The organism is Candidatus Merdisoma sp. HCP28S3_D10 (assembly GCF_052065835.1).
Classification (GTDB): domain Bacteria; phylum Bacillota; class Clostridia; order Lachnospirales; family Lachnospiraceae; genus Laedolimicola.
The window spans coordinates 817,362-842,523 of the sequence record NZ_JBQHTG010000001.1; the positions used below are offsets into that span (position 1 = coordinate 817,362).

The following is a 25,162-nucleotide window of genomic DNA, read 5'->3' on the forward strand; positions in this document are numbered from 1 at the left end:
CTCTGTTTTTCTCCTGCTACTTTATATCTATGCTTCGCGTTTTTTCTTATTATACAGGTTCATAGCTTCGTCAACCCGCTCCTGCACCATCAGCTCCGCAGCGTCTGCCGCCTGGGCGATGGCTTCCTCTACCTTTTTCCGGTCTTCCGCTGTGAAATGACCCAGAACGTAGGCTGCCAGATCGTATTCCTTGGGTTTTTCTCCCACGCCCACGCGGATACGCTGGAATTCCTGGGTTCCCAGGTGTGCGATGATGTCCTTGATTCCATTGTGTCCGCCGGCGCTGCCTTTCTTGCGGACACGGATATAACCGGGCTCCAGGGCAATGTCATCGTAGATAATGATGACCTCGGTGGCCGGATCCAGTTTATAGAAATTGACGGCTTCTCCAATGCTGTTGCCGCTCAGATTCATGTAGGTCTGGGGCTTCATCAGAAGAACCTTCTGTCCTTCGATGACGCCTGTCCCACAGATAGCCTGGAATTTTTTAGTGTTCATAGGGATATGATGGCGATCGGCCAGATAGGTGATGGTGTCGAAGCCGATGTTGTGACGGGTGTGTTCGTATTGCTGGGTGGGGTTGCCAAGGCCGGCGATGATATACATGGGGTGTTCTCCTTTTTAACGTATAGATGAACGAGCTACTGCCTTCGGAAATCGTGTGTTCGGACGTTTCACGGACGCTGTACGCCCGGTTCGGACAAGTCTGTCCGTCCCGGACGCACACCATCCGTGAAAAGCCGGACACCCTGATTTTCCGAAGTCTGTAGCTCTGATTATCTGGAACACCTGGGCGGTCACTGCGGCCATTGGTCACAATTCACCGCCTGGGTGTATCAATCGATAGGGTCTTTTCATATAATACAAGAGTTTCCCGGGATTGGCAAGGGGTTCCGCCGCAGTGCAATCCCCCGAAGGAACTCTAAAAAGGCGCCGCCCTTCCGGACGACGCCTCTTTTCTCTCATGCTATAAAGCGATTCTCTGGTCAGGCCTCTTCTTCTGCCTCTACCAAAGCTGCCTCGTATTTATCCAGAATGATCGTCTGAATGTGATCTCTGGTTCCGGAGTTGATGGGATGTGCGATATCCCGGTATTCTCCGTCGGATGCTTTTCTGCTGGGCATCGCGATAAACAATCCCTTTTCGCCCTCAATCACTTTGATATCATGAACTACAAATTCATCATCAATGGTGATTGACACCACAGCCTTCATCTTACCTTCTTTTGACACTTTCCGTACGCGTACATCTGTAATCTGCATACTTCCTGCCCCTTTCCTCTGACCTCCCGGCCAGTTTATCATTTTTGTTCTTTCTTATGGGCCGTCAGTCGTTACAGCACGTAACGCTCGTTTTTCTCGACGACTACCTTAACTCCAGGCTCACCGACATAACGGGAGTTGGCACGAATTGTATCACGACTTTCCACGATGCAGTTCTCTATGTAAGTGTTGTCGCCGATATACGCTTCATTGAGGATAATGGAGTTTTTGATCACACAATTATTCCCCACGAATACTTTTTTGAATAAGATAGAATTCTCTACGGTTCCGTTGATGATACAGCCGCTGGATACCAGTGAGTTTTTCACATCTGCGCCCGGATTATATTTTGCAGGCGGAAGATCCAGTACCTTGGAATATACGTCCGGATAGGTCTTAAAGAAATACTTGCGGACCTCCGGCTTCAGGAAATCCATGTTTGTCTCATAGTAGGACTCTACGGAAGCGATATTGCTCCAGTAATCCGTGGTACGGTACGCAAACATTCTCTTCAGGTTCTTGTAACGGATCAGGATATCGCGCACGAAATCGTAGCGATCCTCCTGGGCGCATTTCTCGATCAGCTCAATCAGCTGTCTTCTACGGATGACATAGATACCGCAGGAAATGGTGCTTTCCTTTGTCTCTACCGGCTTCTCCTCGAATTCGATAATCCGTCCTTCTTCATCGGTTTTCAGGACGCCAAAACGGGATACGTCGATACCGGCCGGCATGTCCTTGCAGACTACGGTAATATCAGCCTTTTTCTCAATATGGTACTCCAGTACCTTATTGTAATCCATCTTGTAGACTGCGTCGCCGGACGCGATCACTACATACGGTTCATGGCTCTTCTTCAACCAGTCCAGATTCTGATAGATGGAATCCGCGGTTCCGCGATACCAGGAGCTATTCTCCGCCGTAATCGTCGGTGTAAAGATATACAGGCCTCCCTGCTTTCTTCCGAAATCCCACCACTTGGATGAATTCAGGTGCTCGTTCAGAGAGCGCGCGTTATACTGTGTCAATACCGCTACCCTCTGGATATGAGAGTTGGACATGTTGCTGAGCGCAAAGTCGATACTTCTGTAGCTTCCTGCCACGGGCATAGCCGCTACCGCACGCTTGTTGGATAACTCTCTCATTCTGTGATTATTGCCGCCTGCCAGTACAATTCCTATTGCTCTCATTACCTCTCACCTGCCTTTATCAATGACTCTCCGCTTGCCAGTACGCCTTCATCGTAATCATCCGGCGTAGTATCTCCGGAAATCGCGGTATTCTTTCCAATCTTTACATTGGGCGGTATGTAGGAATTCTCGCCGACCGTCACTAGTCCGAAGGAATAGATCTTCGGCTGTACCTTATTCGGGACTTCCTCTCCGATTCCCATCACTACACCGTCGGATACCTCTACCTCTTCCGCGATAATCGCCTTGTCGATGGTACAGTTTTCTCCGATGGTGGTATTCTTCATGATAATGGAATCACGGACTACCGTGCCCTTTCCAATGGTAACACCGGCGCCAATGACGGAATTGTATACATCTCCGTATATCTCTGCCGCGCCTGTAATCAGGCACTTCTCAATCTTGGAATCCGCGGAGATATACTGAGGCGGCACTGCGTCGCTCTTGGTATAGATCTTCCAGAATTCTTCATAAAGATTGAACTCCGGAATGATATCGATCAGCTCCATATTGGCCTCCCAATAGGATCCGAGAGTTCCTACATCCTTCCAGTAGCCATTGAACTCGAAGGCAAACAGACGGTTGCCGTTCTCATGGCAGTACGGAATGATGTGCTTTCCAAAGTCACAGTTGGGCTGGCTGGAAAGCTGAATCAGCGCGTTGCGCAAAATCGGCCAGCTGAAGATATAGATACCCATGGACGCCAGGTTGCTTCTGGGATGCTCGGGTTTCTCTTCAAACTCTGTAATCTGGCTATTGTCATCGGTGATCATGATGCCGAAACGGCTGGCTTCTTCCATGGGAACCGGCATAACGGCAATCGTTACATCGGCATTATTCTCCTTATGGAAATCCAACATTACTTCGTAATCCATCTTATAGATGTGGTCGCCGGAAAGAATCAGAACATAATCCGGATTGTAGGTATCAATGTAATCCAGATTCTGATAAATGGCGTTCGCCGTTCCGGTATACCATTCACTGTTTGTACTCTTTTCATACGGCGGGAGTACAGTTACGCCGCCCACGTTGCGATCCAGATCCCACGGCATTCCAATTCCGATATGGGTGTTCAGACGCAACGGCTGATACTGAGTCAGTACACCGACCGTATCCACACCTGAATTGATGCAGTTGCTCAATGGGAAATCAATAATTCTGTACTTTCCACCGAAAGATACAGCGGGTTTTGCGACCTTTGCGGTTAAAACCCCAAGACGGCTTCCCTGACCGCCAGCCAACAGCATGGCTATCATTTCTTTCTTAATCACCTAATCACCTCTTGCCCAAGTTTTTCCTTATGTCCTATTTCATTGTTCAATCAGCGCCAGCTTTAACCTCCCGTTCTGTCACTGGTTTCTTACATATTATAACATAGTATTTGTAAATAGTGAACATGAAATTGGGAAAATTTGATTTTATTTTAAACATTTTGCGACAGATTTTTTATCGCATTTTTAACATATTATCTATAATATATTAAAATCCGGTTAATTTCTTGTTTATTTTTCCCACACCACAAGCCAACCTTGCCAACTTTCCCCGCTAATGCTATACTATTGCTGTAAAAATGAGATAAAAACCATAAAATAAGGATGTGTATTCTATGTATCAGCTTCATTTTCATAATCCGGTTCCCATTCATTTCATCGGCATCGGCGGCATCAGCATGAGCGGCCTGGCTGAAATTCTGCTGAAGGAGGGCTTCTCTGTGTCCGGCTCCGACAGCCACGCTTCTGAGCTCACAGAGCACCTGGAAAAACTGGGCGCCAAAGTTTCTATCGGGCAGAAGGCTTCCAACATTCCCGCGGACTGCCAGGTTGTTGTATACACGGCAGCTATCCATCCGGACAATCCGGAATTTGCCGCAGCAAAGGAACGCGGGCTCCCTATGCTTTCCCGGGCAGAGCTTCTGGGACAGCTCATGCGCAACTATAAGGAAGCCATCGCCGTATCCGGAACCCACGGCAAGACCACGACTACTTCCATGATTTCCACCATCCTGCTGGCCGCGGGCACAGATCCCACCATCTCCGTAGGCGGTATTCTGCCTGCTATCCGCGGAAATATCCGCGTGGGAAATTCCGGGACCTTCCTGACGGAAGCCTGTGAGTACACCAACAGTTTTCTACATTTTTTCCCAACGATTGGAATCATATTAAATATAGAAGAAGACCATCTGGATTTCTTCAAGGATCTGGCTGACATCCGTCATTCCTTCCACCGGTTTGCGGGACTTCTGCCCGAATCCGGTCTGCTGATTATCAATCACGATATTGACAATTACCGGGAAATCACCGAGGGTCTGGCCTGCCGTGTCGTTACCTTCGGCTCCGCGCCGGATGCGGATTACTATGCGGATGAGGTAACCTATGATGAATTCGCCCACCCGACCTTCCGGGTTACGAAGCATGGCGAAGCAGGAAGCATCTATCACCTGAATGTGCCGGGTGAGCACAACGTGCTGAACGCGCTGGCTTCCATTGCCCTTGCGGATTCCCTGGGTATCCCTGCAGAGACGATTCAAAAGGGCCTGATGAACTTCTCCGGCACCGACCGCCGCTTCCAGTATAAAGGAGAGGTCAACGGCTTCACCATCATTGACGACTACGCCCACCATCCAACGGAGATTCAGGCGACCCTTCAGTCGGCCCGACATTATCCCCACAGAGACATCTGGTGCGTATTCCAGCCCCATACGTACACCCGGACCAAGGCCTTCTTCGATCAGTTTGCCGAAGCGCTGACCCTGGCAGACCATGTGGTACTGGCAGATATCTACGCGGCCCGGGAAACCGACACCCTGGGCATCAGCTCCAAAGACCTGGCTGAACGCGCCCGGCAACTTGGAGCCGACGCTTACTATTTCCCTTCCTTTGAGGAAATCGAAAAATTTTTATTGGAAAAATGTATCCCCGGCGACCTGTGTATAACTATGGGAGCCGGAAACGTGACAGATATCGGCGAAAACCTGATTCGCAAATAAGTTATCCACATTATCCACATGCTTTCCCTGGATTTTCCACAGAAAAGCATGTGGATTTTTTTGTGGAAAATCTGTTGACATAAGAATCCCTTTATTTTTTATGTAAATCACCCATTTATGCCGTTTTTACAGGCATTTCGGGCTTTTTTGGCTTCTGTCTCCGGTTGCAAATAATTTTTTTCCACAAAGTTATCCACATTATCCACATTTTTAATTATACACATGCCGCAAAAGCCCCTGTCAAAAAAGCCTGTTCTCTTTTTGGGGATTCTATGCTACAATACAAGGGTGTAAAAAATACCGGCAAAACCGGTTTTTCGCGGATTTTTCGCGATATCTAAAAGAGGGATTGCTATGAGCGGATTTGTATTATGCGGAGACGGCGACCGGGGCCACACCTTGGTTCCGAATCTCTTTCTGGACAACTATATGCCGGAGGCCAACGGCGAATATGTGAAGATTTATCTCTATCTTCTGCGCTGTCTGAAAGCAGACACCCGGGAACTGTCCATCGAGCTCATTGCCAATAAATTCGAACATACGGAAAGCGACGTGAGGCGGGCCCTGAATTACTGGGAACGCATGAACCTTCTGAAGCTTCAGTATGACAATGCCCGGAATCTGACCGGAATCCAGATTGTAACTGACCCGGAAAATCCTTCCGACAACCGTGAAGCTTCCGAGCAGTCCGGGCAGCCTGTCCGGACTGCTCCCGAGACTGCCACGGAGCCTGCCTCCCAAAGTCTTCCAAAGGAACCGCTGACGCCGGAGGAAGCGCAGCAGCTTCTGTTTATCTGTGAGCAGTATCTGGGCAAGCCCTTAAGCTCCACGGAGGTCAGTAAGCTTCTCGATCTTCACGATATCTTCGGCTTTAGTCCTGCCCTGATTGAATATCTGGTGGAATATTCCGTATCCGGCGGACACAAAAGTATTCACTACATAGAAGCTACGGCAAGAGCCTGGCATCAGGCCGGCTGCACCACCGTTACTCAGGCCAAAGAGCAGACCACCATTTACAACCGGGCTTATTTTAAGATTCTGAAGGCCTTCGGCGTCACCGGACGTCATCCCGTGGAGGCAGAGATTGCCTGCATGGATAAATGGATGAAGGACTATGGATTTTCCCTGGAGCTGATTCAGGAGGCCTGCAGCCGCACCATGGCCGCTATTCACCAGCCCAGCTTTCCCTACACGGATAAGATTCTGTCCTCCTGGCAGAAGCAGGGCATAAAAACCCTGGAGGAGGTACAGCTTTCTGACCAGAACCGGAATGTCCGGAAGGCCCAGCCCGAAACGGCAGCTGCGCCCAGGAAAGCAGCCGCACCCAACCGTTTCCACAATTTTCAGGAACGGGATTATGATTTTAAGGAGCTGGAAAAGCAGCTCATTAACCAATAACCGGAGGACGCCTTATGTCTCTTATGAATACCCAATACGATTCCATCATGCGCATGTACGCGGCCCGGCAGGCCAGAAGCCGTCAGGAGTACGAGGAGCGCATGGAGCAGATTCAGAGGGATGTCCCTGAGCTTTCCGCTCTGGAGGCCGATATTACAGCCTGTCAGGCCGCTCTGGTGCGTTCTGCCATAGAGGAGAACCCGGCAGGCCAGACATCCCTCAAAAGCCGTCTAAAGGCCCTTCAGGCACAGCGTACCGACCTTCTTTCCGCGCACGGACTGACTCCGGAATCCCTGAAGCCCGTTTACGTCTGCCCGGATTGTAGGGATACCGGTTACATCGGCACAGAGAAATGTCACTGCTTTCTCCAGGCTGAGATCAACCTTTTATATCATCAGTCTAATTTAAATGAAATTTTAAAGCAGGAAAACTTTGACACATTCTCTTATAACTGGTATGATGGCGATGACAGGGAATCCATGCGGCGCACCGTAGCGGAAGCCCGGCTTTTTATTGAGCAATTTGATACGCAGTTTCAGAACCTGCTCCTTCTGGGTGCTGTCGGTACCGGCAAGACCTTTCTGTCCAACTGTATCGCAAAGGAACTGATGGATCGCTGTCATTCCGTAGTCTACCTGACTGCCTTTCAGCTTTTTGATCTGCTGTCCAAGGCAGCCTTCGGAGCGGACCGGAACGCCTCGGATTACTCGCAGACTTATCCTTATCTTTTTGACTGTGATCTGCTGATCATCGACGATCTGGGAACAGAGTTACCCAACTCCTTTACCGTATCCCAGTTCTTCCTCTGCATCAATGAGCGGATCCTCCGGAAGAAGTCCACGCTGATTTCCTCCAACCTGGATATGGAAGCCCTGCGGAGCGTTTATTCGGAGCGTACTCTGTCGCGTATCATCAGCAGCTATACCATCCGGCAATTACCCGGAAGCGATATTCGTATTAAGAAAAAATTATATAATACCAATTTATAAATTTACGGAGGTAACTATTATGTTATTGCAGCGCAGCCAGCGTGTTCTTGAAACTATTCCTGTCGGATCTCTGGGTCTGATCCCCTTAAAGAGCTGTGAGGAGCTTGGCAAAAAGGTCAACGACTACCTGGTAGACTGGCGTCACAGCAATGATCTGGAGCACAAGTCCAACATTGCGTTCACAGGATATGAGCGGGACTCCTACCTTATTCAAGCCAACACGCCCCGTTTCGGTTCCGGCGAGGGCAAAGGTTCTATCAAGGCTTCTGTCCGTGGAAATGACCTGTATCTGATGGTAGACGTGTGCAACTACAGCCTGACCTACAACCTGCATCATTATACCAACCATATGTCCCCGGATGACCATTTTCAGGATCTGAAGCGTGTCATCGCTGCCATCGGCGGAAAAGCCCGCCGTATCACGGTCATTATGCCTTTCCTCTACGAGAGCCGCCAGCATAAGCGTAGCTCCCGTGAGTCTCTGGACTGCGCGCTGGCCCTGCAGGAGCTGGTTGCCATGGGTGTCGAGAACATCATTACCTTCGAGGCACACGATCCCCGTGTACAGAACGCTATCCCCCTTCACGGCTTTGAGACCGTAACCCCGGCTTATCAGCTTGTCAAGGGACTCTTGAACAGCACTCCGGGACTGACCATCGACAGCGATCATATGCAGGTTATCAGCCCGGATGAGGGCGGTATGTCCCGCGCTGTCTATCTGGCCAACGTTCTCGGTCTGGATATGGGTATGTTCTATAAGCGCCGTGATTACACCCATGTGGTAAATGGCCGTAACCCCATCGTAGCCCATGAGTTCCTGGGTTCCGACATCCAGGGTAAGGACATGATCATCGTGGATGATATGATTTCCTCCGGTGAGAGCATGATCGAGGTTATGAGAGAGCTGAAAAAGCGCGGTGCCAACCGTATCTTCGTCTTCTGTACCTTTGCTCTGTTCACCAACGGTCTTGCCGAATTTGACAAGGCACATGAGGAAGGCCTGCTGACCAAGCTGTTCTCCACTAACCTGGTATATCAGACTCCGGAGCTCTTAAGCCGTCCGTATTATGTAAACTGTGATATGAGTAAATACATTGCGTTGCTCATCGACACCCTGAACCACGACGTTTCTATCAGTGATCTGCTGGATCCCTACGACAGAATCCAGGCGCTGCTAGCACGTTACCGGAAGGGTGAGCTGGAGCGATAAGATAATACAAAAAACGCCGCATGATTTTTACAAATCATGCGGCGTTTTTCCTGCGGAGCAGGACGATATGGGGCACACACCCCTATACTTTAAACCGGTAACCAACGCCCCATATCGTCTCAATATACTGGGGCTTCGCGGAATTCACTTCTATCTTCTCACGAATCTTCTTAATATGCACCGTCACCGTCGCAATATCTCCCACGGAATCCATATCCCAGATTTTCCGGAACAGTTCTTCCTTGGTAAATACGTGGTTCGGATTCTCCGCCAGGAAGGTCAGCAGATCGAATTCCCGGGAAGTGAAGTTCTTTTCTTCCCCGTTGACCCAGACACGGCGGGCCGTTTTGTCAATCTTGATGCCGCGAATCTCGATAATGCTGTTCTCCTTTACATTGCTGCTCACCAGGCGCTCATAACGGTTCAGGTGGGCCTTTACCCGGGCCACCAGCTCGCTGGGACTGAAGGGCTTGGTCATGTAATCGTCCGCACCCAGACCCAGACCCCGGATCTTGTCGATGTCGTCCTTCTTGGCAGAGACCATAATAATCGGAATATTTTTTACTTCCCGAATCTGACGGCAGATTTCAAAGCCGTCCACGCCCGGCAGCATCAGATCCAGAATCACCAGCTGGAATTCCTCCTCCAGCGCTTTCTTAAGACCGAGAGTGCCGTCCGACGCGATTTCAACCTCAAAGCCGCTCAGCTCCAGATAATCCTTCTCCAGATCCGCAATGGCCTCTTCGTCCTCTACAATCAAAATTTTACTCATGTTGCCGGTACCTCCTGATATTTTCTAAGAACAAAGTACATGACTGTTCCTGTATGTTCCTTGCTTGTAGCCCACACTTTGCCGCCGTGATCCTCGATAATCTTCTTTACGATGGACAGGCCGATACCGCTTCCTCCCTTGGAGGAATTGCGGGACGCGTCGGTCCGGTAAAAGCGGTTGAAAATCAGCGGCAAATCCTTGGTGGCAATGCCCTTACCGTTATCCTCAATCTCTACCTGGATAAAATCGCCCACGTCCTTCACGCGGATGTTGATATAGCCCTTGGGCTTGTCGATGTATTTAATCGAATTGCTGACAATATTGTTGATGACCCGCTTAATCTGCTCCGCGTCCGCGATGACCTGCACATTCTCGTCCACATAATTGAAGTAAGCCAGTTCAATATTCTGCTCCTCCAGTTCCAGGGAAAGCTCCTCCACGCAGTCCGCGAAGTAGGCGTTCACATTGATGTGGTCGAAGGTGTAGGGAATGCGGTTTGTGTCGATCTTGGAATAGAAGGTCAGCTCGTTAATCAGCCGCTCCATATCATTGGCCTTATTGTAAATGGTACGAATATACTTCTCCTGCTTCTCCGGCGTATCCGCCACGCCGTCCATGATTCCCTCCACGTAGCCCTTCACAGCCGTAATCGGCGTCTTCAGATCATGGGAAATATTGCTGATCAGCTCCTTATTCTGCCGTTCCGATTCCAGCTTTTCCTCAGAAGACTCCTTCAACCGACGCCGCATTTCCTCAAAATCCGTACAGAGCTCGCCAATCTCGTCATCGCCTCCGGCCGGCATTTCAAAATCCAGATTTCCATCCGTAATCTTCTTAGTAGCCACCTGCAGATGGTGGATGGGCGTTACAATGCTCTTATAGATCCAGGCCGTCAGAATCAGGCTGGTGAAAACCAGAATGATAACCAGCACCAGGACGCTGTCTACCACCATAGATTCCACCTCCGGAATCATGCTGCCGATAGAGGTCACGATAAAGGCCGTTCCCCGGGTTCCGTCGCTGAAGGAGAAATCCAACTGCTTCACCAAAGCCTGCAGATTCCCGCCGATATAAGTCCCCACATCCTGATCCGAATTACGGGTCCGGTAATCCGGAAGGCTGTCCAGCAGCTCCTCCTGATCGAAGTCGTTATCATTTCCCACAAAAATATACGTATCTGCCTTTCTTACCACGAGAAAGGAATATCGCGCTTCCAGATCCAGATTCAGAGAATCCAGATATTCCGCATCCAGAAAGGCGTCCGGATCGGTTCCCGCCTTGGCCTTCATTCCCGCATAGGCGTCTCTGGTAATCCGGCTCAGCATGGCCGGCGTATTGGACAGGGTCTCATAGCTGGTATTCTCTATACCATAGAGCCTCTTCACCGCGCTCATCTGGTAACGGCTGATGCCGAAAAAAGCCAGTGAAGTAAACATAATCGGCGCCAGAATCAATATCAGAAAAGTAATCAGAAGTTTCGTCTTCAATTTCATGGGAATTCCTCTTTTTGTCGCCTAATTTTCAAAAACAGCCGCCCGCTCCGGGGACATCAGCACAGTTCCGGTTCCCCGATACACAACGGTGTAATCCTTGTCCGTAAACAGCTTTGCCAGATCACAGGCCAGAAACTCTTCCGCCCAGTGCGCCATATAGACCACGTCCGGGAATTTATCCGGGTGCAGCGCGTAATAATCGTGGAGCTGGGTACTTCCCTCATGGACCTGCCAGGTGGAATAATTGCCGCAGCCTGCGTCCGTGTAGAGATAGATCCACGGAGCCACGCCTACCACCATCAGCTCATCCTCTGCTGTCAGCTTAAGCTCGTCCAGCTCCGCCAGGACTTTCCCATACCACTCTGCCGTCTCCGGCGTCGTGTATACACCCTTCAGGGGTCCCCGCTTCATCTGCGCCGTCAAATCCCAGCTCCGCTCGTCGCCCCAGTCGTAGGTCATCCGAAGCCAGAAGGTTCCCGCAAACTGCACCAGCACCACGCAGGCCACACACAGAATCACCGCCCGGTAACGCCCTCGCTGTCTCTGCCGTTCCTCCTTCACCCAGTCCGCCACAAAAATCAGTCCCACGCAGGAGCACATCCCGTAGGCTACGCTCAGGGTTACGATCCCCGTATTGGTGGCATACTGTACAATCATGGTAAATAGCATAGCCGGAAGATACCAGCCGTAAAACAGCCGTTTTTCCTGATGCTCCGTCACCAGATAAGCCTCCAGACACCAGAAGGCCAGGGGCAGCATCTGATAATTCACGGTAATATGCTCAAACACAAAGCCATAGTAAATCAGATAGGGTACCACGCAAAGGGTGGCCAGAAGCATATAGAGCCAAGCATGCTCACAGCGTTTTTTATCCAGCCAGGTCGCCCCATATAAGAAGGCCAGCCCCACGAACATCCAGCGGTAATTCTTAAAGCACAGGTAAAAATATCGTCCGGTCTTATAGAGATATCCCTCCTGGTGCTCTGAGTCTCCTACGATATGCGGCACATTGGCCAGCACCTCTGCCAGGGTTCCGCGCTGAAATACAAAGGCAAGGAACAGCACCAGGATCATTCCTGCTCCCAGAGTCATCCAGAGGAAGCTCTGAAACTGCAGCGCGCCTTCCGGTTTCGTCCCGCGCCTTCCGGCCCGCACCGTGACAATCAGGCAAAGCAGTCCGTAGCCTGCGTACATCAGCACCGCGAAAGGATTGGCCAGCACGACCACCGCCATCAGAATTCCGCACAGGATATATTCCGGCACCGAATGCTCCATATCTGCCGAAAGCACCGCCAGCAGAACCGGCAGAACCCCAAACTCAATGGAATTGTAGGACATGGCGCAGATACTGAAGGGCGCGAAAATTCCGAACAGCAGCGCCGGGCCAAAGGACGCGTACCCTCTTCTCTGAAACCGCAGATAAAAAAACAGAGTCAGCACGCCCGCATACGCCAGATACAGAAACCGGCTTGCCATAACGATTCCTTCCGTGGAGCCCAGCCCCGTCCGGATCAGGCTGTAGATGGGATGCAGCAGAAAGGAACAGAGCTGCTGGGTCGGATTCCATTCGTCAATGAGAACCTTCTCGCCCCGGAAAATCCGCTCAGAACAGCCGATGAAATACATTTCATCGGCTGTATTAAAGCCCCAGAAGCTCCTTATGATAAAAATAACCTGTAGCAGAAGAAACAGACCTATAAAAATCAGGTGCTGACGCCTGCGGTCTGTCTGTGCGGCCCGAATCATGCCTTACCTGCGCAGCCGCACATCTTCATGCGTGTTTCTACAATCTCTTTTACATGCTCCATCGCTACCTTACCGTATTTCTTCGGATCAAAGGCATCCGGATTGGCTGCCAGGAATTCCTTTACGCCGTCGGTATAAGCGATACGAAGCTCAGTCGCGAAGTTTACCTTGCAGATACCGCGCTTAATGCTCTCTACCACAGCCTCCTCGGAAAGTCCGCTTGCGCCGTGCAGTACCAGCGGAATATCTACGACCTTCCGGATCTCTGCCAGACGGTCCAGATCCAGCTTTGGTACTCCCTTGTATACGCCGTGGGCAGTTCCGATGGCTACCGCCAGGGAATTCACACCGGTGCGCTCCACGAATTCCTTTGCCTCCAACGGATCCGTGTAGCCATTTCCGGTACCTCCGTCCAGATCGTCCTCTTTTCCGCCGACCTTGCCCAGCTCAGCCTCCACCGGAATTCCGGAAGGTCTGCAGGCATCTGCCACAGCCTTTGTTATCGCGATATTTTCTTCAAACACATTGTGGGAACCGTCAATCATGATGGATGTATAGCCTGTCCGCAGGGCGCGCATAGCCAGGTCAAAGCTGTCGCCGTGATCCAGATGCAGACACACCGGAACGCTTGCCCGCTCCGCTGCCGCCTTTACATTTGCCAGATACATATCCAGTCCCGCATACTTGATGGTGGACGGCGTGGTCTGCATCATCAGCGGCGCCCGAAGCTCCTCTGCTGCAGCGATAACCGCCATTACCATTTCCATATTCTCCACATTGAAAGCGCCTACTGCGTAGCCGCCCTTCTGTGCGTCTAAAAGCATCTTTTCTGATGTAACAAATGACATGATCGTTCCTCCTCGTGATGATTTTCTTTTTTATATCCTATATCATACCCCGTATTCCAAAAAAGTGCAATCATTTCCGCGTTTCCTGTAGACTCAAAAGAGGCACAGCGCTTTTGCGCCGTGCCTCCTGAAACAACATTTTTTAATCGGATTAACGGATGGTCTTGTACAGCGGTCCGTATGCCTTGCATGCGCGGAAATCCTGTCCCTCTTTGTCCATACCGAATGCATTCCATGCTGCCGGACGGAAGATCTCCTCCTCCGGAACGTTGTGCATGCATACCGGGATTCTTAAGATAGAGCAAAGGGTAATCAGGTCTGCTCCGATATGGCCGTAGCTGATAGCGCCATGGTTTGCGCCCCAGTTGTTCATCATATCGTAAGCGGTCTTGAATGCGCCCTCGCCTGTGCAGCGCGGTGCGAACCATGTGCAGGGCCATGTATAGTCTGTTCTCTTCCACAGAGTATCGGATACATCATCCGGCAGGTTGATGGTCCAGCCCTCTGCAATCTGCAGAACCGGTCCAAGTCCCTTTACCAGGTTCAGACGAATCATGGTAGCCGGCATCTCAGCTCTGGTCAGGAAACGGGAGGAGAATCCGCCGCCACGGAAGTAGCCGTTGTCAGCTGCGTTCCAGGTGGTTGCTTCCATAATCTTCTTCTGATCCTCTTCGGTTACGTCCCACCACTGCTTCATGGTGCCGTTGCCGTTCTCATCCTTTACTTCGCCGCAGGCGTCCAGACAGCATGCGCCGGAGTTGATCAGATGGATAAAGCCGTCAGCCTCTTTTGCCTTGCCTTCCAGATCATAGCCGGTAACTCTCTTTACTGCGTCTCCGCTCCAATAGGTACGAACATCTGCGAACATCTGAGCACGGCCGGTCAGAAGCTTCATGAACATCATGCCCAGTCCGTTCAGTACGTCGTTCTCGGTAGCCAGGATGTACGGCTCTCTTGCGCCTTCCCAGTCGAAGGAGGTGTTCAGCATTGCCTCTGCAAAGTCACCGTTGGGATAGAAGTCTGTCCACTGTCTCTGTCCCTGGAAGCCTGCTGCCAGAGCGTTGTGTCCGATAGCTTCCTCGGAGAACTTCGGATCCAGGTTATCGCAGCCGTTCATCAGCTCTTTGATGATCACTGCCATCTTCACTACGAACTCAAACTGCTCTTCCTTCTGCTCCTCGCTCATCTGAAGCTCGGGCGGGTTCTTGTCAAAGCCGATGGTACAGGTCTCTTTTGCCCACTTCAGAGCCTTCTCAAACTCTTCGTGGTCATAGATACCCTCTGTCATACGACGGATAATTTCAACCTCATCTACAGACTCCACACGCATTCCCAGGTATTCCTCGATGAATTCCGGGCTGATGATGGATCCGCCGATACCCATGGTAACGGAACCAATCTGCAGATAGGATTTTCCTCTCATGGTAGCTGCTGCAACTGCCGCGCGGCCGAAGCGGATCAGCTTTGCCTTTACGTCCTCCGGGATGGTCTCATCATCAGCATCCTGAACGTCATGTCCGTAGATACCGAATGCCGGAAGTCCCTTCTGTGCATGGGTAGCCAGTACGGAAGCCAGGTATACAGCACCCGGTCTCTCGGTAGCATTCAATCCCCATACGCCCTTGATGGTCAGCGGATCGGTATCCATGGTCTCGGAACCGTAGCACCAGCAGGGAGTAACAGTCAGGGTAATATCTACGCCTGCCTTGCGGAACTTGTCTGCGCATGCTGCCGCCTCACCTACACGTCCGATGGTGGTGTCTGCGATCACAACCTTTACCGGCTCGCCGTTGGAATAACGGATATTTTCCTCAAACAGCTTTGCTGCTGCTTTTGCCATGTTCATGGTCTGCTCTTCCAGAGATCCTCTTACATCAAGAGTTCCTCTTCTTCCGTCGATGGTAGGACGGATACCAATTACCGGATAATCCCCAATTAATCTGCTTTTTGCCACTTTTTTAACCCTCCATTTTTTGTAAAATAGATTTTCACGTTTCTGATAATCACATTATATAACACTTTATAAAAAAATGCACGTAATTTTCTGTTATGATATGGACATTTTTTGTGCTAATTGTTATACTTCTTCTATATAAAAGAAACTTCTTTTATCACATTCGACCGACAATTCACGTGGCAGGAGATTATTTATTATGAAAGCTTTCCATGAGGTACGAAATTACGACTCTGACTATATGGTCTGGCACTCCCGGTATGACAATATCGGATTTCTGGCTCACTGGCATAAGGAAATCGAGCTGATCTATGTTCGCTCCGGTTCCTGTTCCCTAAGCATTACCGATCAGACCTTTCTGGCCCGGGCCGGGGATCTGGCCATCTGTGAGAGCGGCATGATTCATTACAGCAATTCCCACGGCATGGACAATTCTCTGGATTTCATCATTTTTGACACCTCAATTCTGGGACCGATTTTTCAGAATCCCGGCTTTACGCACCCTCTGGTCACCCGGGATGAGTTGGAGGCCTGCGGGCTGTCAGAACGTCTGCGCGCGCTCATCGACACGGTTTCCCGCGAATTGGAACAGAAGCAGCCCTTCTATCAGGAAGTGGTCAGTTCTTCCCTCCAGACCTTCTGGGCACTGCTGAAACGCTATCATCCCCGGAATGAGCCGGGGCAGCTGCCGGACGACCGTCGTTCCCGTACTCTGGGGGAATTGCAGGAGTTGCTTTCCTACATGGACACACACTATGCAGACAACATCACTCTGGAATACGCCGCTTCCCGGATGAATTTCAGCAACAGTCATTTTTCCAAGACATTCAAGAAACTCATGGGTATCAATTTTGTGACCTATCTGAATCTGGTTCGTGTGGAGCAGGCGGCGTCACAGCTTCGGAACACTGAAAACAAGATTACCGACATCGCCCTGTCCTGCGGTTTCAATAACATCCGCACCTTCAACCGGGTTTTCAAGGATATCACCGGCTGCACCCCTTCCGAGTTTCTGCTGCTGGCTGATCCAAATGTATATAAAAGAACCTACTATAACCGTCGTTCAGGGGAAAAGGAATATGTGAAAAATGATTCCTTAACCCTTGTGAAAAATCATCCGTAAAAGGAGGTCCCACTATGGCAGAACACCCCACTCTGATTCGTAAACGTCTGATTCCTCTGGAAACCCTTCGTCTGGAGAAAGATGTAATCGTCCATCAAAGCGACCGGCTGCTGGTCACCCGATGGACCACCATCAAGCCGAAAAAAGAGCTGCATCACGGCGCTTCCTGTTTTCTTTTGAAAGAAGGCTGGAAGGTCAGCCGTTTTCTGGACCACCAGGGCAATCTGATCTGCTGGTACTGCGATATCATTGCCACGGAATACGACAACATTACCGATACCTTCACCTTCACGGATCTGCTGGCAGACGTACTGATTTATCCTTCCGGCCTGATCAAGGTGGTGGATCTGGACGAACTGGCCGAGGCCGTCGAGAAAAAGCTGATTACTACAGAGCAGCTTCTGGATTCCCTTCGGAAGCTGGACGCTTTGCTTCGGCTGATTTACGATGGATCCCTGCTTCCGGTACTGGAGAAATACTGGCCGGAGGACTGAAATTTTTACAAGAAAAAAGTGTCAATATGCGAAAAAGAAGTTTTTATTATCCTCATTTCACATATTGACACTTTTTATTTTATCTCTGCTTTCTTACACTTCCAACATAATCTGCCGCCCTGTATGATGATAGGGCACCAGCTCCACGCCTGCGGAACGGAACATCCGCTTGGACGCCAGCGTAGCCGGTGTATCCGCATATTTGTCGCAGGCATAGACTACCGTCTTCAGGCCCGCCTGAATGATGGCCTTGGCGCACTCGTTGCAGGGGAACAGCGCCACGTAGATCTTGGCGCCCTCCAGGCTTCCGCCCCGGTAATTGAGAATCGCGTTCAATTCCGCATGGGTCACAAAGGGATACTTGGTCTCATTGCTTTCCCCGGCTCTTCCCCAGGGAAATTCATCGTCATCACAGCCCTTGGGAAAGCCGTTATAGCCCATGGACAGAATCTTATTGTCCTGGCTGACGATACACGCGCCCACCTGGGTATTAGGATCCTTGGAACGCATTCCCGAAAGCAACGCTACGCCCATAAAATACTCATCCCAGCTGATATAATCCTGCCGTTTCTCTCCCATGCCTTTACCTCCCATACTATAAAATATATTATAGTATTTTTATAACAACCCTCACATTTCACTATTCCGCGAGGGTTTTGACATATACATGTCAAAATCCCGAGTTTTTCACGCGCGAACTTATGCTGACAGGCATAAGTTCTGTGCACAGCCAAGTGAATTGCCGTGAACTAAGTGAGCGGCAATTTACTTGGTTCCGAAAATTCTATCTCCGGCGTCTCCCAGACCCGGAACAATGTAACCGTTCTCATTCAGATGTTCATCCAGGGCTCCGATATAGATATCTACGTCCGGATGCGCCTCCTGCAGCTTCTTTACGCCTTCCGGAGCGGCAATGATGCACAGGAAACGCATATTCTTTACGCCACGGTTCTTCAGCATCTGGATAGCTGCAATAGCAGAACCGCCAGTAGCCAGCATCGGGTCTACCACAAATACGTCTCTCTCATCACAGTCCTTCGGAATCTTGCAGTAATACTCTACCGGCTCCAGAGTCTCTTCATTTCTGTACAGTCCGATATGGCCTATCTTTGCGGACGGAATCATGGTCAGAACGCCTTCTACCATACCCAGGCCTGCCCGGAGAATCGGAATTACTGCCAGCTTCTTTCCTGCCAGTTCTTTTACTGTGGTTGTACAGATAGGAGTATCCACCTCCACATCCTGAAGCTTCAGATCCTTGGTTGCCTCATAGGTGATAAGAGAACCGATCTCACTGATCATGTCACGGAATTCTCTGGTACCGGTTTCCTTTCTGCGGATAATACCGATTTTATGCGCTATCAGCGGGTGATCCATAACTACTACTTTTGACATTTCTTTCGTCTCCCTTTTTTATAATAATTTTTATTCGTGCTCAATCTTTGCAATTCTTCTGGCGTGACGCTCTGCTCCGGAAAACGGCGTATTCAGGAAAGTATCCACAATCTTAACCGCCAGCCCCGGCCCTACCACGCGGCCGCCCATAGCCAGAATATTGGCGTCATTGTGCAATCTTGTAGCCTCCGCGCTGAAGCAGTCGGTACACAATGCCGCACGGATTCCCTTATAACGGTTCGCGGTAATAGAGATTCCGATTCCGGTTCCACAAATCAGAATTCCCTTTTCACACTCTCCACTCAGGATGGACTCTGCCACCATTTTCGCGTAATCCGGATAATCCACTGCGTCTTTCGCATTATCGCAACCGAAGTTTTTGTATTCCAGACCGTTTTTATCCAGATACGCAATCACTTCCTGCATCAGTTCATATCCGCCATGATCACAGCCTAATGCTATCATTTGTCTGTCCTCCTATGATTTTTTCATTTAGCAGGCTGCTATCTCTGTCAGCCCGCAGTTCTGAATAAATTATATCACCTTTTGTCAGGAATGGCAATGAATTGTTGTCCGTATTCGTTCTATATTATGTAAACCTATTTTCGTTCAGATATTTCAAAATTCCCAGCTGAACCGCCCACATCAGTTTTCTCTGATATTCCTCGTCCTGAAGCTTCCCACACTCCTCCCAGTTGCTTAAGAACCCACATTCCACAATGACGGTAGGCGCCTCTGTCTTCTTCAGCAGATAGTAGGTATCGTTGGCTTTCGCCTGTCGGTGATTGGAAGGATCCGCTACCCGGATCAGCTCCTTTTGCAGGATTTGGGCCAGCCTCTCACTCTCCTTTGAGGTCTTGTAATAGAATACCTGGGCGCCGTGAATCTCCTCCCCGTGATAGCTGTTCTGATGAATGCTCACCACACAGGCCGGCTTTTCCCGGTTAATCAGCTCGCAGCGCCGCCGCATATCCTGCACCTTTTTATTGGAGGTATGCTCATCGTACAGGCCGCCTGCGTCCTCTCTGGTCATCCGTACCTCCACATCCTGCTGCTCCAGCATTTCCCGCAGGGAAAGGGCCATTTTCAGGTTCAAATCCTTCTCCTCCGTCCCGTCCACCCCGATTTTCCCGGGGTCGTCTCCTCCATGGCCTGCATCGATGATCACCAGCCGGGTCTGCACTCCTGCCGCCCGTCCGGACGCCGCCTCCCACATACCAACGCTTCGCCCGCATATTATCGCAGCGACCAGCAGCACGCCCGCCATCACAAGCCCTGTCCCATGCTCCTTTCCGGCAAACAGCTCCCGGAGCTTTTTTCGAAAAAAATCCATGAAAAATCCGCCATACATTCTGTTTTTAGAATATATGACGGATTTCCTTTATTCTTTCCCGTCCCCGTTAAAACAGGTGGGTGCTTTCCAGCTTTTCCTCAAAATGCTCATTCCATTTGATTATCGGCATCCGGAGAACCAGCCCCAGAAGCAGCGACGGAATCAGGTACAGAAGCAGGGTTCCCAGCTGTTCCCAATAGAAATTGCCATAGAAGCCTGCCACCGTCTCACGCATGGCGTTCATGCTGTACACGAAGGGCAGGGCATGATACAGCTTCTGGAAGAAAGCCGGAGCCAGCTCGATGGGGAAGTTGCCGCCGGTACCCGCCACCTGGAGAACCATCAGAATCACGCTGATCGCTTTTCCGATATCTCCAAAGGAAACACAGAGGGTGTAAACGATATTTACATACACCAGGCTGCTGACCCAGCCTGCCAGCAGGAACAGCAGCGGGCTCTTGCACTGGATTCCCAGGAAATACAGATCGCCCAGACAAATCAGGGTCGCCTGCAGCAGTCCCAGAATCAGGAACAGCAGATATCTTCCCAGATATTTCTGGTAATTTTTTACATTCGTCAGGCCAATCAGCTCTTTTTCCCGGACGCCTGCTTTCAGCATGGCAGCCATCACCACGCCGCCGACCCAGATAGCCAGCGTCGTATAGAAGGGAGCCATGGAGGAACCATAATTTTCTACCTCATAGACCTGCTCCTTCGTGATTTCCACCGGTGTGGAGATAAAGCTGCCTACCACATCCAGATCCTCGTCCAGCAAAGCGTCGATGATATCCAGGCTGTCACGGCTCTGCTCATCCCGCAGACGGTCTGCCAGATCTGTCAGATCCGCCGCGCCCCGGCTCAGAAGCTGACCGGAGGTCTGCAAGGTCTTCTGCAGCTTTGCCAGATCAGACTCTGTGGAATCCGAGAGCTTATAGATACCGTCCAGGCCATCGTCCATGGAATCCAGAAGCTTGGATACCCGGGAGTCTGCCTTTGCCACAGAACCGGACAGATCGTCCAGCGCGCCCTTCACATTATCCTCATAGTCCTTCTGGACAGCGGCCGAATTTTTGGCCATTTCCGCAAGGATTCCGTCCAGCTCCTTCTGGGCTGCCGCCGCATCGGTTGTCATACTGATCACAGCGGTGACTGCCTCTCCCAGACCGGATTTCAGCGTCTGCATCAGCACTACCGTATTCCTTAAGTCCGAAATGACAGTTCCAAGACCCACATCCAGCCCCTGGGCTGCCAGGATTGTATTGGCTTTGGTCAGATCGTCTGCCGCTGCGCTGTAACCGGTAATAACCAGATCGAGCTTTGTATTTGCCTCATTCAGGGTTGCCTTCAGCGCATTCATATCGTCGGAGGTCATAGCAGACTGAATTCCCTGCTGCACAGCCTTCGTCATTTCCTGATACAGGGCCGCACTGGATTTCAGCGCCTCATTCAGCTTCTCCGTCGTTCCGTCCATGGCGCTCTTAACGTCATCCACGGTTCCTTCAAGGGTGCTCAGGGAATCCAGATCCCCATCGGAACGGGTCTGGGTATCCTTCAGGAACGTGGACGTGGTATCCAGCATAGTCTGTGTCGCAGAGGCCATACTCTCAAAGGCGTCCAGTGTTCCCACCGCCGCTGTCAAATCCGAAGAAATATCATCCAGATTGGCGATCAGGTTATCCACCAGATCCGACTGTTCCGCTTCGTCTGCCACGTTCACGACAGTCTTCATGGCTTCCAGAACCGACTTGGCTACCGCCTTTACAAACTTCTCGCTGACCTCGCTCTGTACCGTATCCGCCCGCTTCTCCGTCACAATGGAAGCAATGGCGTTTTTCTTACCGTTGGCGTAATACTGAAGCTCCGGATTTTTCAACTCCTTGTCCACGGAAAATAAGGTCATCATATCCTCGCTGAAGCTCTCCGGTACCACGATAGCCGCGTAATATTTACCGGATTTGGTACCCTCCACTGCCTCCTTGCTGTCTGTGAACACCCAGTCCATCTCGTCATTTTCATGGAAATAGGTCAGGATCTTATCGCCCAGATTGATATCCAACGCCCGCAGCTCGCCCTGATAGCCTGCGTCGTCACTGGCCACCGCAATCTTAATTCCGGAGGTATTCTCATAGGGATCCCAACTTCCGCCGATATTAAACCAGGCATAAAGCGTCGGCACCACCAGAATACCGATCATAATAATCAGAGCAATCGTGTTTGTTTTAATTTTTCGTACATCTCTTAAAAAAATCTCTATGATGTTTTTCATGCCCGATCCTCCTTCAGTGCTGCCAGCAACTCTCCGTCAGAAAAGCCCTGCAGCTTCAGCTGCTTCTGCATCCGCTCGTGGTGATATTCCAGCCAGATCAGATACAGGGACACCCCGATCAGCGTGCAAATCCAAAGCACCAGGAAGATCAGCTTGGATTCTACGCTGAACATCAGAACCAGGAAAATCAGCGGCATCACTGCCATGGCAAGGAAGCCAAACCGCTTCCGTACGGGATACCGCTTCTCAAAGCGTGCCGCGCGTTCACAATATGCTTCCCGGGCTTCTCTGTCGCTTTGCAGCGCCCTCGCAATCAGCTCCGGCGTCAGATCACTGGTCTTATTATTTTCTTCATAAATAATTAAATCCGCCTCTGCAAGCTTCCGGTCAAACAGCGCGTTCAGGTTCAGAAGCAATGGCCGCAGCCCCACGCCGATAAACAGGGACAGCAACAGATACGCTGCCAGGATTCCCATATCCCTAAGCCAGGTGTTGTAATACAGGCCGCCGATGCACTCACGCATGGCACCATTGCTGTAGGTAAAGGGCATCAGCCGGTAAATGGCCTTGTAGAAGCCGCCCATCATTTCCACCGGGAAGGTTCCCGTAGCACCCGGAATCTGAATGATAACCAGGAACACGAAAATCGCGCGGCCGATATGCTTAAAGGCTGATGTAACAGCGTAAATCAGACTCAGGTAAATCAAGCCTGCCACCACGCCTGTCAGGACAAAAAGTCCCGGATGCATACACTGCACCTTCAGAAGATACACATCTCCCAGACAGATAATCAGGGACTGTATCACAGACAGGAGGATAAAGATCAGCTTCCGGCCAAAATACGCCTGATTCAGAGTGAACTTTTTCACCTTCTCGTCCTCATCCACCTCCTGCTTCAGCAGCGCGATCAGAACCATACCGCCTACCCACAGCGCCAGATTCGTATAGAAGGGCGTCATGCCGGAGCCGTAATCCTCCACCTCATAAAAGGTGGTCGTGGTCAGCTCGATGGGTGAAGTCATAAATTCGGAAACTGCATCCGGATCGATTTCCTGCAGATCCAGAATATCCTTATACGCGTCAGAAGCACGCAGGGTCTCCAGATCGTTCTGGATTCCGGCCAGACGCTCATCCAGGTTGGACAGGGTATCCCCGGTCTTACCCAGGGCATCGGATCCCTCGTTCAGGCTCTTGCTCAGCTGATCCATAACGCCCTGCATCTGATCCGCTGTGGCGGACGCATGCTCCAGTGTAGACTTCAGATCCCCGCTAACGCCGGATACGGTATCCAGAGCGGAATGAAGTCCCGGCATCAGATTGTCGTTCAGACCGGAGCGTAAATCACGAAGCGTGGTTTTTCCCTGCGTCAGAACCTTATCCATCTGCTCCTTGGAGGTTTTAATTGTTGTCATCACTTCCGTCAGTTCTGAGCTGCTGGTGTTGAAATTATCCAGCGCCGTGCCTAGCACCGCGTTCTGTGCCTGTAAATTGGTCAGACCGTTCTGAAGCTGGGTCAGTGCGTCCGCGCTGCTCTGCAGATCCTGCAGCCCCTTTTCGATAGCCGCCTTCTTAGCCAGCAGTTCCGCATTGTCAGGAGTTGCCGCAAGCATTCCCTCTACCGTAGTAAGCTTTGCCTGCAGATCTGCCTTCTGCGCCTCCAGCTGCGGTCCCAATACCGCCACGACACCGGCCAGATTATCCAGCGCCGCCTGACTGTCTGTATTGATCTTGTCACTATAAGTCTTTCCTGCCGTGATCAGCTGCTGTGCCTGAGAAGCCGTTGTCTCCAGACCGGTCAGCTTCACAGAAGCCGTGCCATATACGCTGTTGAGCAGGCTTTCCCCATCGCTGAGACTCTGATCGAAAGCAGTGCCAAAGCTTCTCACATTCTTCCGGCTGCTCTTCAGCAGATCCTTCGCGTCCTGCAGTGCCGTGCTGCCTGCGTCTGCCGCCTTCACCGCTTTTACCAGCGTTCCCTGGCCATGCTCAATCTGCGTGGTTCCCTGGCTGATGGTTGCCTGGAAATCTGCCAGAACCTTCTGGTACTCGTCAAAATTGTCCCGGGCGTCCGCGATCATGCCCAGAATATTGTCGTTGGTGGTTTCCAGATCGTCGGACAGGGAGACGCCCAGATCCTGCAGCTCCTCTGCGATGGTTTCCGAAGCCACCTTATAGAATTCCTCTTCAATCTTACTCTGGATCGTGGTGGATCCCGTATTGGTGATCTTCGGCGCTACCGCATTCTTCTTCTCGTTTACATAATATGTTATCTCCGGAGAACCGAGGGTTCCGTCCTCGATCTGCAAAAGATCCGCGCTGAAGGTCTCCGGGATCACAATCGCCGCGTAATATTTGCCGGATTTGACGCCCTCCACAGCATCCTCCTCATCGGTAAATACCCAGCCCAGATCGTCGTTATCCTCCATCTGTTCCAGAATCTGCTCTCCCGCCTTCAGGGTACGCTTTCTGTTTTCCGCCCCCACGTCATTGTTGGCCACAGCGACCTTAATGTTGGCCGTATTCCCGTAGGGATCCCGGTTTGCCGCGATATTAAACCAGGCGTACAGAGCCGGAATGATACACATTCCCACCGCTACTATGATCGCCGCCGGGCTCTTTCCAATCCGGCGGATATCTCTTTTGAAAATTTCCATCATTTTTCTCATCGAACTCCGTCTCCTCTTGCAAAATAAAACCAAATCT

21 protein-coding genes are annotated in these 25,162 nt (G+C 50.9%); 6 read left to right on the plus strand and 15 right to left on the minus strand.

The features are described 5' to 3' along the window. Positions 1-27: 27 nt before the first annotated feature. The 4 genes from pth to ACTNCH_RS03745 all read right to left on the minus strand — a co-directional run bounded on the left by pth (position 28) and on the right by ACTNCH_RS03745 (position 3,723). A complete protein-coding gene (pth, locus tag ACTNCH_RS03730) occupies positions 28-606 on the minus strand; it encodes an aminoacyl-tRNA hydrolase (protein WP_441014696.1) in 579 nt (192 codons plus the stop codon). 380 nt (positions 607-986) lie between these two features. After that, positions 987-1,262, minus strand: coding sequence for a septation regulator SpoVG (gene spoVG / locus ACTNCH_RS03735; protein WP_158362572.1), 276 nt, complete (start codon positions 1,260-1,262; stop codon positions 987-989). Between the two features lie 71 nt (positions 1,263-1,333). Further along, on the minus strand, positions 1,334-2,452 hold the full coding sequence (glgD, locus tag ACTNCH_RS03740; RefSeq protein ID WP_441014695.1) for a glucose-1-phosphate adenylyltransferase subunit GlgD: 1,119 nt from the start codon (positions 2,450-2,452) through the stop codon (positions 1,334-1,336). Then, complete coding sequence (locus tag ACTNCH_RS03745; RefSeq protein WP_441014694.1) at positions 2,452-3,723, minus strand: glucose-1-phosphate adenylyltransferase; 1,272 nt, start codon at positions 3,721-3,723, stop codon at positions 2,452-2,454. Before ACTNCH_RS03745 ends, glgD begins: the two co-directional genes overlap by 1 nt. A 335-nt stretch (positions 3,724-4,058) precedes the next feature. Between ACTNCH_RS03745 and murC the strand changes: the two genes are divergently transcribed. The 4 genes from murC to ACTNCH_RS03765 all read left to right on the plus strand — a co-directional run bounded on the left by murC (position 4,059) and on the right by ACTNCH_RS03765 (position 9,035). Then, positions 4,059-5,438, plus strand: a complete 1,380-nt coding sequence (gene murC, locus ACTNCH_RS03750; protein WP_441014693.1) for a UDP-N-acetylmuramate--L-alanine ligase — start codon at positions 4,059-4,061, stop codon at positions 5,436-5,438. A gap of 354 nt (positions 5,439-5,792) precedes the next feature. After that, entirely contained in the window at positions 5,793-6,836 is a 1,044-nt protein-coding gene (locus ACTNCH_RS03755; protein ID WP_441014692.1) for a DnaD domain protein, read from the plus strand. A gap of 14 nt (positions 6,837-6,850) precedes the next feature. Next, positions 6,851-7,825, plus strand: coding sequence for an ATP-binding protein (locus tag ACTNCH_RS03760; RefSeq protein WP_441014691.1), 975 nt, complete (start codon positions 6,851-6,853; stop codon positions 7,823-7,825). Positions 7,826-7,844: 19 nt separating this feature from the next. Continuing rightward, complete coding sequence (locus tag ACTNCH_RS03765; RefSeq protein WP_441014690.1) at positions 7,845-9,035, plus strand: ribose-phosphate pyrophosphokinase; 1,191 nt, start codon at positions 7,845-7,847, stop codon at positions 9,033-9,035. Positions 9,036-9,117: 82 nt separating this feature from the next. Here ACTNCH_RS03765 and ACTNCH_RS03770 read toward each other — a convergent pair whose 3' ends face one another. The 5 genes from ACTNCH_RS03770 to ACTNCH_RS03790 all read right to left on the minus strand — a co-directional run bounded on the left by ACTNCH_RS03770 (position 9,118) and on the right by ACTNCH_RS03790 (position 15,848). Next, positions 9,118-9,807 carry a response regulator transcription factor gene (locus tag ACTNCH_RS03770; RefSeq protein WP_441014689.1) on the minus strand — a complete coding sequence of 230 codons (690 nt, stop codon included), beginning with the start codon at positions 9,805-9,807 and terminating at the stop codon, positions 9,118-9,120. After that, positions 9,804-11,300 (minus strand): ATP-binding protein, encoded by a 1,497-nt coding sequence (locus ACTNCH_RS03775; protein ID WP_441014688.1) that lies wholly within the window; start codon positions 11,298-11,300, stop codon positions 9,804-9,806. The genes ACTNCH_RS03770 and ACTNCH_RS03775 overlap by 4 nt, the downstream gene beginning before the upstream one ends. A 21-nt stretch (positions 11,301-11,321) precedes the next feature. Further along, a complete protein-coding gene (locus tag ACTNCH_RS03780; RefSeq protein WP_441014687.1) occupies positions 11,322-13,046 on the minus strand; it encodes a hypothetical protein in 1,725 nt (574 codons plus the stop codon). Further along, entirely contained in the window at positions 13,043-13,894 is an 852-nt protein-coding gene (gatY, locus tag ACTNCH_RS03785; RefSeq protein WP_441014686.1) for a tagatose-bisphosphate aldolase subunit GatY, read from the minus strand. Before gatY ends, ACTNCH_RS03780 begins: the two co-directional genes overlap by 4 nt. A gap of 151 nt (positions 13,895-14,045) precedes the next feature. Further along, a complete protein-coding gene (locus ACTNCH_RS03790) occupies positions 14,046-15,848 on the minus strand; it encodes an L-fucose isomerase (RefSeq protein WP_441014685.1) in 1,803 nt (600 codons plus the stop codon). Between the two features lie 199 nt (positions 15,849-16,047). Here ACTNCH_RS03790 and ACTNCH_RS03795 point away from each other — a divergent pair, with 199 nt between their 5' ends. Continuing rightward, a complete protein-coding gene (locus tag ACTNCH_RS03795; RefSeq protein WP_441014684.1) occupies positions 16,048-16,971 on the plus strand; it encodes an AraC family transcriptional regulator in 924 nt (307 codons plus the stop codon). A gap of 14 nt (positions 16,972-16,985) precedes the next feature. Further along, positions 16,986-17,465 (plus strand): DUF402 domain-containing protein, encoded by a 480-nt coding sequence (locus ACTNCH_RS03800; protein ID WP_441014683.1) that lies wholly within the window; start codon positions 16,986-16,988, stop codon positions 17,463-17,465. 93 nt (positions 17,466-17,558) lie between these two features. Here the strand turns inward: ACTNCH_RS03800 and ACTNCH_RS03805 are convergent, their stop codons facing one another. From ACTNCH_RS03805 to ACTNCH_RS03830, 6 genes are all read right to left on the minus strand, one after another. Beyond that, complete coding sequence (locus ACTNCH_RS03805) at positions 17,559-18,044, minus strand: deoxycytidylate deaminase (protein WP_441014682.1); 486 nt, start codon at positions 18,042-18,044, stop codon at positions 17,559-17,561. Positions 18,045-18,230: 186 nt separating this feature from the next. Next, the gene (gene upp, locus ACTNCH_RS03810) at positions 18,231-18,860 is read right to left on the minus strand and encodes a uracil phosphoribosyltransferase (RefSeq protein ID WP_441014681.1); all 630 of its coding nucleotides are present in this window, start codon (positions 18,858-18,860) and stop codon (positions 18,231-18,233) included. A gap of 30 nt (positions 18,861-18,890) precedes the next feature. Then, on the minus strand, positions 18,891-19,325 hold the full coding sequence (gene rpiB, locus ACTNCH_RS03815; RefSeq protein WP_441014680.1) for a ribose 5-phosphate isomerase B: 435 nt from the start codon (positions 19,323-19,325) through the stop codon (positions 18,891-18,893). Between the two features lie 124 nt (positions 19,326-19,449). After that, positions 19,450-20,193, minus strand: coding sequence for an N-acetylmuramoyl-L-alanine amidase (locus ACTNCH_RS03820; protein ID WP_441014679.1), 744 nt, complete (start codon positions 20,191-20,193; stop codon positions 19,450-19,452). A 67-nt stretch (positions 20,194-20,260) separates the two neighbouring features. Next, positions 20,261-22,459: a YhgE/Pip family protein gene (locus ACTNCH_RS03825; protein WP_441014678.1), complete on the minus strand. Its 2,199-nt coding sequence runs from the start codon at positions 22,457-22,459 to the stop codon at positions 20,261-20,263. Further along, complete coding sequence (locus ACTNCH_RS03830) at positions 22,456-25,125, minus strand: YhgE/Pip family protein (protein ID WP_441014677.1); 2,670 nt, start codon at positions 25,123-25,125, stop codon at positions 22,456-22,458. Before ACTNCH_RS03830 ends, ACTNCH_RS03825 begins: the two co-directional genes overlap by 4 nt. Positions 25,126-25,162: the final 37 nt, after the last annotated feature.